The sequence below is a fragment of the Streptomyces sp. 35G-GA-8 genome, assembly GCF_023534745.1.
Classification (GTDB): Bacteria; Actinomycetota; Actinomycetes; order Streptomycetales; family Streptomycetaceae; genus Streptomyces.
This window is the reverse complement of record NZ_JAMHJQ010000002.1, coordinates 567,758-580,891: the sequence shown is the minus strand read 5'-3', so window position 1 is coordinate 580,891 and position 13,134 is coordinate 567,758. Positions and strand designations below refer to the sequence as shown.

Annotated in this window: 12 protein-coding genes; 5 read left to right on the top strand and 7 right to left on the bottom strand. The window is 70.3% G+C overall.

Annotation, left to right across the window (positions count from 1 at the left end; all coding sequences use genetic code 11):
- Positions 1 to 202: 202 nt before the first annotated feature.
- From M1203_RS05825 to M1203_RS05815, 3 genes are all read left to right on the top strand, one after another.
- A complete protein-coding gene (locus tag M1203_RS05825) occupies positions 203 to 1,519 on the top strand; it encodes a DUF2092 domain-containing protein (RefSeq protein ID WP_249948381.1) in 1,317 nt (438 codons plus the stop codon).
- Between the two features lie 120 nt (positions 1,520 to 1,639).
- The gene (locus tag M1203_RS05820; RefSeq protein ID WP_249948380.1) at positions 1,640 to 2,659 is read left to right on the top strand and encodes an ABC transporter ATP-binding protein; all 1,020 of its coding nucleotides are present in this window, start codon (positions 1,640 to 1,642) and stop codon (positions 2,657 to 2,659) included.
- Positions 2,646 to 3,587: an ABC transporter permease gene (locus M1203_RS05815; protein WP_374402018.1), complete on the top strand. Its 942-nt coding sequence runs from the start codon at positions 2,646 to 2,648 to the stop codon at positions 3,585 to 3,587. Before M1203_RS05820 ends, M1203_RS05815 begins: the two co-directional genes overlap by 14 nt.
- 107 nt (positions 3,588 to 3,694) lie before the next feature.
- On the opposite strand, the gene M1203_RS05810 is transcribed toward M1203_RS05815, so the two are convergent.
- Positions 3,695 to 5,104, bottom strand: coding sequence for a M28 family metallopeptidase (locus M1203_RS05810; protein ID WP_249948379.1), 1,410 nt, complete (start codon positions 5,102 to 5,104; stop codon positions 3,695 to 3,697).
- Between the two features lie 270 nt (positions 5,105 to 5,374).
- Entirely contained in the window at positions 5,375 to 5,839 is a 465-nt protein-coding gene (locus tag M1203_RS05805) for a VOC family protein (protein WP_249948378.1), read from the bottom strand.
- A 21-nt stretch (positions 5,840 to 5,860) separates the two neighbouring features.
- Between M1203_RS05805 and M1203_RS05800 the strand changes: the two genes are divergently transcribed.
- Positions 5,861 to 6,475 (top strand): ABATE domain-containing protein, encoded by a 615-nt coding sequence (locus M1203_RS05800; RefSeq protein ID WP_249948377.1) that lies wholly within the window; start codon positions 5,861 to 5,863, stop codon positions 6,473 to 6,475.
- A gap of 15 nt (positions 6,476 to 6,490) precedes the next feature.
- Here the strand turns inward: M1203_RS05800 and rarD are convergent, their stop codons facing one another.
- Both rarD and M1203_RS05790 read right to left on the bottom strand, forming a co-directional pair.
- Entirely contained in the window at positions 6,491 to 7,459 is a 969-nt protein-coding gene (gene rarD / locus M1203_RS05795; RefSeq protein WP_249948534.1) for an EamA family transporter RarD, read from the bottom strand.
- 197 nt (positions 7,460 to 7,656) lie between these two features.
- A complete protein-coding gene (locus M1203_RS05790; protein WP_249948376.1) occupies positions 7,657 to 8,517 on the bottom strand; it encodes an SDR family oxidoreductase in 861 nt (286 codons plus the stop codon).
- A gap of 106 nt (positions 8,518 to 8,623) precedes the next feature.
- On the opposite strand from M1203_RS05790, the gene M1203_RS05785 reads away from it, so the two are divergent.
- Positions 8,624 to 9,016 carry a helix-turn-helix domain-containing protein gene (locus M1203_RS05785; protein WP_249948375.1) on the top strand — a complete coding sequence of 131 codons (393 nt, stop codon included), beginning with the start codon at positions 8,624 to 8,626 and terminating at the stop codon, positions 9,014 to 9,016.
- A gap of 46 nt (positions 9,017 to 9,062) precedes the next feature.
- Here the strand turns inward: M1203_RS05785 and M1203_RS05780 are convergent, their stop codons facing one another.
- The 3 genes from M1203_RS05780 to M1203_RS05770 all read right to left on the bottom strand — a co-directional run bounded on the left by M1203_RS05780 (position 9,063) and on the right by M1203_RS05770 (position 13,029).
- Positions 9,063 to 10,121, bottom strand: a complete 1,059-nt coding sequence (locus M1203_RS05780; RefSeq protein ID WP_249948374.1) for a 2-oxoacid:ferredoxin oxidoreductase subunit beta — start codon at positions 10,119 to 10,121, stop codon at positions 9,063 to 9,065.
- The gene (locus M1203_RS05775) at positions 10,114 to 12,084 is read right to left on the bottom strand and encodes a 2-oxoacid:acceptor oxidoreductase subunit alpha (RefSeq protein WP_249948373.1); all 1,971 of its coding nucleotides are present in this window, start codon (positions 12,082 to 12,084) and stop codon (positions 10,114 to 10,116) included. Before M1203_RS05775 ends, M1203_RS05780 begins: the two co-directional genes overlap by 8 nt.
- A 285-nt stretch (positions 12,085 to 12,369) precedes the next feature.
- Positions 12,370 to 13,029 carry a response regulator transcription factor gene (locus tag M1203_RS05770; RefSeq protein ID WP_249948533.1) on the bottom strand — a complete coding sequence of 220 codons (660 nt, stop codon included), beginning with the start codon at positions 13,027 to 13,029 and terminating at the stop codon, positions 12,370 to 12,372.
- Positions 13,030 to 13,134 lie beyond the last annotated feature (105 nt).

Here is a 13,134-nt window from a genome sequence, read left to right as displayed (position 1 = left end):
TTCCCCTAGTGGATGCGGGAAGCATCTCATCGGGATGTCATCCCAGAGCAGTACGACAAGTTGCGCCCGGGGTCTGACGCTTTACACGGGGCCGTTTGGTCAGATGGTCAACACCACTCCTGACCAATTCGGGTGAGACTGGCGGCGCGGAGTGGACGAGTGCACGGGACGGAAGGCCGCCGACCACGGAGGTAGGGCACACATGGCACCGAACGACAGCGCACGGATCACCGAGGAGGACAGGGAGCCCGGCGAGGGCCGCCGCAAGGCGGCGCGCTACGCGCTCCCCGCCGCGGTGGCGGTGGTGGCTGCGGCGACCATCGGGCTCGTCCCGGCACTCGCCGCGACCGGAGACCCCGAACTGCCGAAGATCAGCGCGCAGCAACTCATCGAGAAGATCGCCGCGTCGGAGACCGAGCAGCTCTCGGGCTCCGTGAAGATCACCACGGATCTGGGGCTCCCGTCGCTCGGCGGCCTCGGCGACATGGCCGGCGGCGCGCTCGCCGGTGGCAAGGGCGGGCCCGGCGGCGCCGGACCCACCGACGGCTCGTCCGCGGACCCGAACGCCAAGCTGATGGAGCTCAGCTCCGGCACGCACACGCTCCGGATCGCGGTGGACGGCCCCGACAAGCAGCGGCTGTCGATCCGCGACACCGCCGCCGAGTACAGCCTGATCCACAACGCCGGCGAGGTCTGGGCGTACGACAGCGCCTCCAACGAGGCGTACCACGCGACCGCCCCGAAGGACGCGGCCAAGGACGGCGCGGCCGGGAGCGGCGAGAAGCAGGCCCCGAAGGACGCCCTGAAGGACATCCCGGCGACCCCCAAGGACTTCGCCGAGGAGGCGCTGAAGGCCGCGGGCGACACGACATCCGTGACCGTCGACGGTACGGCGAAGATCGCCGGGCGCGACGCGTACCAGCTGCTCATCAAGCCCAAGCAGAGCGGTTCGACGGTCGGCTCGATCAAGATCGCGGTCGACGCGGAGACCGGCACCCCGCTGAAGTTCACGCTGTCCCCGAGCAGCGGTGGCAAGGCCGTGGTCGATGTCGGCTTCACCGATGTCGACTTCGCCAAGCCCGCTGCCTCCACGTTCGAGTTCACGCCGCCCAAGGGCGCGAAGGTGACGCAGGGCGACGACAAGGGCGCGGGCGAGCACAAGGGCGACAAGGGCGGAGCCTGGGAGCTGCCCAAGGGCGAGGACGGCGCCAAGGGGACCGGGGACAAGAGCGAGCCGAAGGTCATCGGCGAGGGCTGGAACGCCGTCTACGAGCTGGAGACCGGCGTCGACGGGGGTATTGCGGGCGCGGCCGGCGCGGACGCGGCGAAGTCGGGCGATGTCCCGGCCGAGGCGCAGCAGTTCCTGGACGCGCTGGGTGACAAGGTCACCGGGAAGTTCGGTTCTGGCACGGTCTTCAAGACCCGTCTGATCAACGCCCTGATGACGGACGACGGCACGGTGTACGTCGGCGCGGTGACGCAGGACGCGCTGGTCAAGGCCGCCAACGCGGCGAAGTGACGATTCGGCCCATCCGGCACGTTCCGCCCCGCCGTACGCTCCGTACGGCGGGGCGGAACGCTGACCGGGGCCGGTCCGTTCTCGTACTGCCGATGTGCGACCGGGAGGGACGGGAGGGTGATGACAGCCGTGCTCGATGGGGGCGACGTGGGCGACGTGGGCGACGTGAGTGACGTGGGCGAGGCGCGCGATGAGATCGATGTGATCGAGACGCGGGGACTCACCAAGCGGTTCCGCGGCGGTCAGCTCGCCGTGGACCGGCTCGATCTCGCCGTCCCCGCCGGCAGCGTCTTCGGCTTCCTCGGGCCCAACGGGTCGGGCAAGACGACCACGATCCGGATGCTGATGGGGCTGATCGAGCCGACCGCGGGCTCGGCCTCGCTCCTCGGCCGGCCCATGCCCCGCGCGGCCCGCGCCGTACTTCCCCAGGTCGGCGCCCTGATCGAGGGGCCCGCGCTGTACGGCTACCTGTCGGGCCGGGACAACCTCGTACGGTACGACTCCGCCGACCCGACGGCCGATCCCCGTACCCGCCGCGCCCGGGTGACCGATGCCCTGGACCGGGTCGGGCTGACCGCCGCCGCGGGCAAGAAGGCGAAGGCGTACTCCCTCGGGATGAAGCAGCGGCTCGGGCTCGCGTCGGCGCTGCTGCGACCGCGCCGGCTGCTGGTGCTCGACGAGCCCACGAACGGGCTGGACCCGCAGGGCATGCGGGAGATCAGGGCCCTGGTACGGGAGCTGGCGGCGGACGGCACGACCGTCTTCCTCTCCTCGCACCTCCTCGACGAGATCGAGCAGGTGTGCACGCACGCCGCCGTGATGGCCCAGGGGCGGCTGGTCACACAGGGTCCGGTCGCCGAGCTGGCGGCCGGGACCCGGGGCCGGCTGGCCGTCACCACCCCCGACCCCGGCGAGGCCGCCCGGGTGCTGAAGGAACTGGGGGTCACCGATGTGGTCGTGGCGGAGGACCGGGTGAGCGGAGAGCTGCCCACGGGCGGGACGGAGCCGGTGGACCCCGCGGACCTCAACGCGGCGCTCGTCCGGGCAGGGGTGCGCGTACGGGCCTTCGGCCAGGAGCGCGCCTCGCTGGAGGACGCCTTCGTCGCGCTGACGGGGGAGGGCTTCGATGTCGCGGGCTGAGGCGGGGGACCTGGAGGCTGAGGCGGGGGACCTGGCGACGGCGGGCGGGGGACCGGCGGAGCCCATGGCCCGGGACCGGGAGCGCCGGCTGTGGTGGACCTTCGGGCTGCTGCGCTCCGAGGTGACCACCACCTTCCGGCGCTGGCGGACCCTCGCGCTGCTGGGTGTGCTCGCAGCCGTACCCGTCCTCATCGGGATCGCCGTGAAGATCGAGACGAGCGACGGCGGCGGAGTGGGCGGGGGCGGCGGGGCGCACGGGCCCGCGTTCCTGACGCAGATCACCAACAACGGACTGTTCCTGGTCTTCGCCGCGCTCGCCGCGACGCTGCCCGTCTTCCTGCCGATGGCGGTGGCGGTCATCGCGGGCGACGCGATCGCCGGTGAGGCCAACGGCGGGACACTGCGCTATCTGCTGGTCGCCCCGGCCGGGCGTACGAGACTGCTGCTCGCCAAGTACGCGTCCACGCTGGCCTTCTGCCTGGTCGCGACGCTCGTCGTGGCGGCCTCGGCGCTGGCCGTCGGCGCGCTGCTCTTCCCGCTCGGTGAGGTCACCACGATCTCGGGCACCCGGATCTCCTTCGGTGACGGGCTGCTGCGGGCCTTGCTGATCGCGTTGGTCGTCGCCGCCTCGCTGGTGGGTCTCGCGGCGCTCGGTCTGTTCATCTCCACCCTGACCAACAGCGGGATCGCGGCGATGGCGGCGACCGTCGGGCTGCTGATCACGGTGCAGATCCTGGACACGATCCCGCAGCTGCACGCGATACAGCCGTATCTCTTCCCGCACCACTGGCTGTCCTTCGCGGATCTGCTGCGCGAGCCGTTCTACTGGGACGACATCGTCAAGAACCTGGGGCTCCAGGCGCTGTACGCGGCGGTGTTCGGCTCGGCGGCCTGGGCGCGCTTCACGGCGAAGGACATCAGCGCCTGACGTGCGGCTGCCCGCGTGCGCACCGATTGCAGCACGCGGGCAGCCGCGGTCTCGGGGGAGCGATCGCGGTCTCGGGAGGGCCCGCGGTCTCGGGAGGGCTCGTGGTCTCAGAAGGTGAGGCGCCAGCTGTCGATGTAGCCGGTGTCCTGGGCGGCCACGTCCTGGACCCGCAGCCGCCAGACGCCGTTCGCGGTCTCGCTCGACGCGTCCACCGTGTACGTGGCGATCACGTTGTCCGCCGAGTCGTTGCCGCTGGAGTCCTTCAGCCGGTAGACCGTCCCGCTCGGGCCGATCAGGTCGATGACCACGTCACCCCGCCAGGTGTGCTTGATGTCCACACCCACCTTGAGTGCGGCGGGCGCGTTGCCCGTACGGCCGGAGACGGTCACCGCCGAGGTGATGGTGGGGCCGTTGTCCGGGATGGTGACATCGTCGACGGTCTCGAAGACCTCGCCCGAGGGGCCGGACGAGTTCGCCGACAGCGTCCAGACCGCGTGGGCGGCGGCGTCGCTGTTGCGGTCGAGCGCCGTGTCGTTGATGTTCGCCGTGGTGTCGCAGGAGGAGTGGTAGCAGCGGTCGAAGGCCTGCCCCGAGGTGCCGCCCCACTTCTGCGCCTGCGCGGCGCTCTTGATGTAACCGGCGCCGCTGAAGAGCCCGCCGACGGGGATGCCGACGTTCTTGAACGGCGCGTGGTCCGAGCGGCCGTCGCCCTCGGTCTCGATCTCCGTCGGGACGCCGATGCCCGCGTAGTAGTTCTTGAAGGTCTGCTCGATGGTCGGGTCGTCGTCGTAGACGAAGTAACCGGCGTTCGGGCTGCCGATCATGTCGAAGTTCAGATATCCGCTGATCTTCGCGCGCTCGGCGGCCGGCAGATTGTTCACGTAGTACCGCGAACCGACCAGACCCAGCTCTTCCGCGCCCCACCAGGCGAACCGCAGATGCTTCGCCGGCTGGAGCTGGGCCCGGGAGACGGCGAGCGCGGTCTCCAGGACGGCGGCGGAGCCCGAACCGTTGTCGTTGATCCCGGCGCCCGAGGTGACCGAGTCGAGATGCGAACCGGACATCAGGACCTGGTTCGGATCGCCGCCCGGCCAGTCGGCTATCAGGTTGTAGCCGGTGGCGCCGCCGGAGGTGAACTGCTGTACGGAGGTGGTGAACCCGGCCGCGTCCAGCTTGCCCTTGACGTAGTTGACGGAGGCCAGATAGCCGGCGCGGCCATGGGCGCGGTTGCCGCCGTTGGCGGCGGCGATGGACGAGAACTGGGTGAGATGCGCCTTGACATTGGCGAGCGGGATATCGGGGGCCGCGAGGGCGGCGGGCGCGGCGGGCGTGGACTGCGCCGGTCTGGTGGAGACCGGAGGCGCGGCGGGCGCCGCTGACACGGCGGGCGCGGCGGCGGCGAGCAGCCCTGCGGCGGCGAGTCCCGCGACCGCGGCCGTGGTGGCGCGGGTGGATATTCGGCCGGGTCGGACGCGCCGACCGGATATGCGGTGGGCTCCGGGAACGGAGAGTTTCATGTGGGGGCTCCGGATTCCGTACGGGGACAGGACGGAACGTGCGAGACGCCCCGCGACAGGTGGTGCGCGGGGCGTTGGAGCTGTGCGGGTGCTGTGCCTGTGGTGCGCTGGTGCTGATCGTGATGCGGAAGCTGTCGGTGCGCTGTGCGTGCTGAATGCTCGGTGAGAGGCTGACTCGCCGTCAAGAGAGCAAACCGGTCAGCGGTGTTCGCTGACCGGACGGGATGTCGGGCTCGCTCGGCCGGGCAGGCGGGACTTTGAAGACACGACCTACGCCACGCAGAACTCGTTGAGTTCAGGGTCGCTCATGACGACCCATGCCCCGCCGGGCTCCTTCACGCGGCGGACCACCGTCGCTCCCAGCCTCTCCAGACGCCCGACCTCCGCCTCCCGCAGCTCGGGGCCGGGGTGCAGGTCGAGATGGATCCGGTTCTTGACGGTCTTGGCCTCCGGCACGCGCTGGAACAGGATCCGGCGGCCCATCCCCATGCCGCTCTCCTCCTCGTACGGCTCGTCCGGATGGCGGACGGCGGCCAGATCCCGCCAGGCCGGGCGGCCGTGCGCTTCCAGGACATCCGCGTCCGTCACCTGGCCGAGGCTCAGCAGCTTCTCGATGAGGCTGCTGTGGTCCTCGACGAGATAGCCGAGGGCCGCCGCCCAGAAGTCGGCTTGGGTGTGCGGATCGGCGGCGTCGATGACGAGTTTCCAGTGCACGGGCTTGGGGGACTGACTCATGTAACCAGTTATATTGGTTACATGAGTCAGCCCGCAACAGACAGGACGGGCATGCTTCTTCAGCCGCCCGGAGGGGGCCGCCCCTACCGGTTCGACACGGGCGCGCTCTGCCTGGAGCTGCTGACGACCGGCGGCCCGGGGATGTACGCGCGGCACGAGGTGCTGCACGACCCCGCGGCGCTGCTGGAGTGGGTACGGCGGAGCCGGCTGGCGCCGGGGCTCGAAGGGGTGCTGTCGGTGCGGCAGGAGGATGTGGGGGGCGCCCGTACGGTGCGGGACGCGCTGCTGCGGCTGACCCTGGCCCGCGCCCACGGTGGAGCGTTGGCGGCGGCGGATCTCGCGGTGATCAACACCGCGGCGGCCGAACCCCCGCTCGTCACCCGTATCGCGCCCGACGGGACCCGCGCCTGGGCCCCGGGCGCCACCGGGCCGGGGCTGCTGTCGACCGTCGCCCGCGACGCCGTCGAGCTGTTGACCGGCCCCTTCGCGGCGCGCGTGCGCGAATGCGCGGCGCACAACTGCTACTTGCTCTTCGTCGACACGTCACGGCCGGGGCGCCGCCGCTGGTGCGCGATGGAGCGGTGCGGTACGCGCGAGAAGGTGCGGGCCCACCGCACCCGCGGCGACACCGCCTGAGCTGACTGAGCCCGGTTACCGGGGGCCCGGTTCGCGGGGATCGGGGGAGGCCGAAGTCGAGGCCGCAGTCGAGGCCGAAGACGAGGCCGCCACGGTCGTCGCGGTCGCGGTCGCCGTCGCTGCCGCCTCCGCCGCCAGCCGTAGCGCCTCCGCCCGCGTACGGCGGGCGTTTCGCAGCGCGTCCCAGGTCAGGATCGCCAGGGCCAGCCAGACCAGCGAGAAGCCCGCCCACCGCTCCGGCGGCATCGCCTCGTGGAAGTACGCGACCCCCAGCACGAACTGGAAGACCGGCGCCAGATACTGGAGCAGGCCCAGCGTCGACAGCGGTACCCGGATCGCCGCCGCGCCGAAGCAGATCAGCGGCAGCGCGGTGATCACGCCCGTCCCGGCGAGCAGGGCCATCTGGCCCGTACCCTCCGAGCCGAAGGTGGCCGAGCCGGACGCGCCCAGCCACACCAGATAGCCGAGCGCGGGCAGGAACAGGACCGCGGTCTCGGCGGCCAGCGACTCCAGTCCGCCAATGTTGATCTTCTTCTTGACCAGGCCGTAGGTCGCGAACGAGAAGGCCAGTACGAGCGAGATCCAGGGCGGCTGCCCGTATCCGACGGCGAGGACGAGCACGGCGGCGAGGGCGATGAACACCGCCGTCCACTGGGCGGGCCGCAGCCGTTCCTTGAGCAGGAGAACGCCCATGGCGATCGTCACCAGCGGATTGATGAAATAGCCCAGCGAGGCTTCGACGACCCGGCCGCTGTTGACCGCCCAGATGTAGAAACCCCAGTTGAGGGAGATCGTGGTGGCGGCCACGGCGATGAGCCCCAGCTTGCGAGGCTGACGTATCAGCTCCGGTATCCAGCCCCAGCGGCGCAGCACCAGCAGCCCGACGGCGACGAACGCCAGCGACCAGACCATCCGGTGGGCCAGGATCTCCATCGCCCCGGCCGGTTCGAGCAGCGGCCAGTAGAGCGGGACCAGTCCCCACATCCCGTAGGCACCGATCCCGTACAGCAGTCCCGCCCGCTGGGCCGGCAGTCCCGCCCGCTGGTCGCCGTCCGCCTTCACTGGCCCTCCCCACCACAGACGCGCCGTCCCGGCACGGCGCCCCCAAGAAGGTAGCGCCGCGCGGGCCGCGATGTCATGTCCGTATCGTCATACGGTCATGACGCGTCTGTGCGCGAGTGTCAGCCCTTGAGCGCCTCGGCGATCGTCTCGGCGAGCGGGGTGGTGGGGCGGCCGGTCAGCCGGGCCAGATCCCCGGTCGTACCGGCGAGCAGGCCGCGCTCGATTCCGTGGTCCACGTCGACCAGGATCGAGGCCATCTGCTCCGGCACCCCCGCGCCGGTGAGGATTCCGAGCAGCGTCCCGGCCGGCACGTTGTTGTACGCGATGGTCCTGCCGGTCTGCCGCGACAGCTCCGCCGCGTACTCGCTCAGCGACCACGCCGTGTCGCCGCTCAGCTCGTACGCCTTGTCGAGGTGACCCTCACCGGTCAGTACGGCCGCCGCCGCGGCCGCGTAGTCGGCGCGGGAGGCGGCGGCGATCCTGCCCTCGCCCGCGGCGGCGACGACGGCGTCATGCTCCAGTACGGGCGCGAGGTTGCCGGTGTAGTTCTCGGTGTACCAGCCGTTGCGCAGGAAGGTGTACGGCAGCCCGGAGTCGAGGATCAGCCGCTCGGTCGCCTTGTGCTCGTCGGCCAGTCGGACATCGGCGTCGGGGCCGCCGAGGATGCCGGTGTACGCGAGCTGGGCCACGTCCGCCGCCCGCGCGGCGTCGATGACGGCGGTGTGCTGCGGCACGCGCTGCCCGACCTCGCTGCCGGAGATCAGCAGCACCCGGTCACCGGCCCGGAACGCGTCCGCCAGCGTCTCGGGCTTGCTGTAGTCGGCGACGCGCAGCTCGACACCGCGCGCCACCAGGTCCGCGGCCTTCTCCTCGTTCCGTACGACGATGGCGATTCCGTCGGCCGGCACGCCGTCGGCCAGCAGGGCCGCGACGACCAGTCGGCCGAGGTGTCCGGTGGCTCCGGTGACAACGATGCTCATGGATGCTCCAGTTCGGGTGGATATGCGCGGATCGGGACTCTCTGTCACTCACCCTAGGGTCGACACTAACCATGCGAAAGTACCCACCTTGAAGTAAGGTACTGGCATGGTCGTAAGCAAGCAGGTGGGCAAGGCGGAGAAGTCGGACGTCACCCCGTCCATGTGTCCCTCCCGGCTGGTCCTGGAGCATGTCACCAGCCGCTGGGGGGTGCTGGTGCTCGGCGCCCTGCTGGAGCGCTCGTACCGCTTCAGCGAACTGCGCCGGGAGATCGGCGCGGTCAGCGAGAAGATGCTCGCCCAGACACTCCAGACCCTGGAGCGTGACGGCTTCGTCCACCGCGACGCCAAGCCCGTCATCCCGCCGCGCGTGGACTACTCCCTGACCGAGCTGGGCAGGGAGGCCGCCGAGTATGTGTGCGATCTGGGGCGCTGGACGGAACGACGGCTGGACGACGTGTTCAAGGCCCGTCGGGCATACGACGAGGCCCGGACCTCGTAAGAGATCCGGGCCCCGGAGAACCGCGTCCCGACTTCGGGTCCAGGCCCTAGCCGACGACCGTCCAGGTGTCGCCACCGGCGAGCATCGTGGCCAGATCGCCCTTGCCCTGCCGCTTGACGGCCGCGTCCAGCTGGTCCGACATCAGGGTGTCGTAGACGGGCCGCTCGACGCTGCGCAGCACCCCGATGGGGGTGTGGTGCAGCGTGTCCGGGTCCGCGAGACGCGACAGCGCGAACGCGGTGGTGGGGCTGGTCGCGTGCGCGTCATGGACGAGGATCCGCGACTCGTTCTCGGGCGTGACGGCCACGACCTCCAGGTCACCGGTGGCCGGGTCGCGGACGACGCCCTTCTTGCCCTCCACGCCGAAGCGGATCGGCTGCCCGTGCTCCAGCCGGATCACGGCCTCCGCGGCCTTCTCCCGGTCCTTGAGGACTTCGAAGGCGCCGTCGTTGAAGATATTGCAGTTCTGGTAGATCTCCACCAGCGCGGTGCCGGGGTGGTCGGCGGCCTGGCGCAGCACTTCGGTGAGGTGCTTGCGGTCGGAGTCGACCGTACGGGCCACGAACGACGCCTCCGCGCCGATCGCCAGCGACACCGGGTTGAAGGGCGCGTCCAGCGAACCCATCGGGGTCGACTTGGTGATCTTCCCCAGCTCGGAGGTGGGCGAGTACTGGCCCTTGGTCAGCCCGTAGATCCGGTTGTTGAACAGCAGGATCTTGAGGTTGACGTTCCGCCGCAGCGCGTGGATCAGATGGTTGCCGCCGATGGAGAGCGCGTCGCCGTCGCCGGTGACCACCCAGACCGACAGATCGCGGCGCGAGGTCGCCAGCCCGGTGGCGATGGCGGGGGCGCGGCCGTGGATGGAGTGCATCCCGTACGTGTTCATGTAGTACGGGAAGCGCGAGGAGCAGCCGATGCCGGAGACGAAGACGATGTTCTCCTTGGCGAGGCCCAGCTCGGGCATGAAGCCCTGGACCGCGGCCAGCACCGCGTAGTCACCGCAGCCGGGGCACCAGCGGACCTCCTGGTCCGACTTGAAGTCCTTCATGGACTGCTTGGCCTCGGCCTTGGGGACCAGCGTCAGCAACTCGTTCGCATCAGACATCGATGGCCTCCTTGAGGGCCGTGGCCAGCTGCTCGGCCTTGAACGGCATGCCGTTGACCTGGTTGTACGAGTGGGCGTCGACGAGATACTTCGCCCGCAGCAGCGTGGCGAGCTGGCCGAGGTTCATCTCCGGCACGACGACCTTGTCATAACGGCCAAGGATCTCCCCGAGGTTGCGCGGGAAGGGGTTGATATGACGCAGATGCGCCTGGGCGATGGGCGTGCCCGCCCTGCGCAGCCGGCGGACCGCGGCGGTGATCGGCCCATAGGTGGAGCCCCAGCCCAGGACCAGCGTGCGGGCGCCGTCCGGGTCGTCGACGGTCAGATCGGGGACCTGGATCCCGTCGATCTTGGCCTGGCGGGTGCGCACCATGAAGTCGTGGTTGGCCGGGTCGTACGAGATATTGCCCGTGCCGTCCTGCTTCTCGATCCCGCCGATACGGTGCTCAAGCCCCGGTGTGCCGGGCACCGCCCACGGGCGGGCCAGGGTCCGCGGGTCACGCTTGTACGGCCAGAACACCTCGGTGCCGTCGGCCAGCTCATGGTTGGGTCCGGTCGCGAACCGCACCCGCAGATCGGGGAGTTCGTCCGTCTCCGGGATCCGCCAGGGCTCGGAGCCATTGGCGAGATAGCCGTCGGAGAGCAGGAAGACCGGGGTGCGGTAGGTCAGCGCGATCCGCGCGGCCTCCATGGCGGCGTCGAAGCAGTCCGCCGGGGTCTGCGGCGCGACCACCGGCACCGGGGCCTCGCCATTGCGCCCGTACATCGCCTGGAGCAGATCCGCCTGCTCGGTCTTGGTCGGCAGCCCGGTGGAGGGACCGCCGCGCTGGATGGCGACGACCAGCAGCGGCAGCTCCAGCGAGACCGCCAGACCGATGGTCTCCGACTTGAGCGCCACACCCGGGCCCGAGGTGGTGGTGACGGCGAGGGACCCGCCGAACGCCGCGCCCAGCGCCGCGCCGATGGCCGCGATCTCGTCCTCGGCCTGGAAGGTCCGTACGCCGAAGTTCTTGTGCCGGGACAGCTCGTGCAGGATGTCCGAGGCCGGGGTGATCGGGTACGAGCCGAGATAGAGCGGCAGGTCCGCCTGGTGGCCTGCGGCGATCAGGCCGTACGCCAGCGCCAGGTTCCCGGAGATATTGCGGTACGTGCCGGTCGGGAACGCGGCACCGGCCGGGGCGACCTCGTAGGAGACCGCGAAGTCCTCGGTGGTCTCCCCGAAGTTCCAGCCGGCCCGGAAGGCGGCGACATTGGCCTCCGCGATCTGCGGCTTCTTGGCGAACTTGGCCCGCAGGAACCTCTCGGTGCCCTCCGTCGGCCGGTGGTACATCCAGGAGAGCAGCCCGAGCGCGAACATGTTCTTGGAGCGCTCGGCCTCCTTGCGGGAGAGACCGAACTCCTTGAGCGCCTCGATCGTCAGCGTCGTCAGCGGCACCGGGTGCACCTGGTAGCCGTCGAGCGAGCCGTCCTCCAGCGGTGAGGTCAGATAGCCGACCTTGGCCATCGGCCGCTTGGTGAACTCATCGGTGTTCACGATGATTTCCGCGCCGCGCGGCACATCGCCGATATTCGCCTTCAGCGCGGCCGGGTTCATGGCCACGAGCACATTGGGCGCGTCGCCCGGCGTGAGGATGTCGTGGTCGGCGAAGTGCAGCTGGAACGAGGAGACGCCCGGCAGCGTCCCCGCGGGAGCCCGGATCTCGGCCGGGAAGTTCGGCAGCGTCGACAGGTCGTTCCCGAACGACGCCGTCTCGGAGGTGAACCGGTCACCCGTCAGCTGCATCCCGTCACCCGAGTCACCCGCGAAACGGATGATGACCCGGTCCAGTCGACGGACTTCCTTCTCGCCTGCGCCCCCCTGTCCGGACGCGGGGGCGCGCTGGTCACCGACGGCGCGATCGCTCTCACGCGCGTCGTCGGCCCCATCGGCCTGCTCGGCTGGGCTACTGACCTGGCTGGTCACTGAACTGGACCTCCCTCGGGCGGCGGCTCGGGACCGACCGGCCGCCCGGCAGTCCCGGAGGCCACCCTACGTCGGTAAGGGTCGCCTTCCCTTGACCGATCGAATGGTGGACGCCAGTTTGAGACGGCCGCGTGCGCTGATTTGTCATACTTTGCCCACCCCCGATGGGATCCGTGAAAGTCGTTCCGCTCTCATCCTTTGGTGCTAGGGCTTTCGTCCCGCCCCCCGCCCCGCCTGTGCGACCGACGGGGCGACAGCCAGGGTGTCCCCCGGTCTGTTCCCCGGTCAGGACCGCAGATACGTCAGGACGGCCAGCACCCGGCGGTGATCCCCATCACTAGGGGAAAGCCCAAGCTTCAGAAAGATATTGCTGACATGTTTCTCGACCGCTCCGTCGCTCACGACCAGCTGCTTGGCGACCGCCGAGTTCGTCCGCCCCTCGGCCATCAGCCCGAGCACCTCACGCTCGCGGGGCGTCAGCCCCGCCAGCACATCCTGCTTGCGGCTCCGGCCCAGCAACTGGGCGACCACCTCGGGGTCCAGCGCGGTCCCGCCCCTGGCCACCCGTACGACGGCGTCCACGAACTCCCTGACCTCGGCCACCCGGTCCTTGAGCAGATACCCCACGCCCCGGCTGCTGCCGGCCAGCAGCTCGGTGGCGTACTGCTCCTCGACGTACTGGGAGAGCACCAGCACCCCGATCCCCGGATGGTCCCGGCGCAGCCGCACGGCCGCCCGCACCCCCTCGTCGGTGTGGGTCGGCGGCATCCGTACGTCCGCGACCACCACATCCGGGAGCGCGCCCTCGTTCGCCAGATCACCCACGGTCTTGATGAGCGCTTCCCCGTCACCGACACCGGCGACGACATCGTGTCCGCGGTCGGTCAGCAGCCGGGTCAGGCCCTCCCGAAGCAGCACTGAGTCCTCGGCGATGACGACCCGCACTCTGTCTTCCACGATGATGTAGCCCCCATTGGTGAGATCTGTCCCCTGTGCCCTCCAGCATCCCAGTATTCGTATCGCTGCGCGCACACCCGGCGGGAAAAGGCC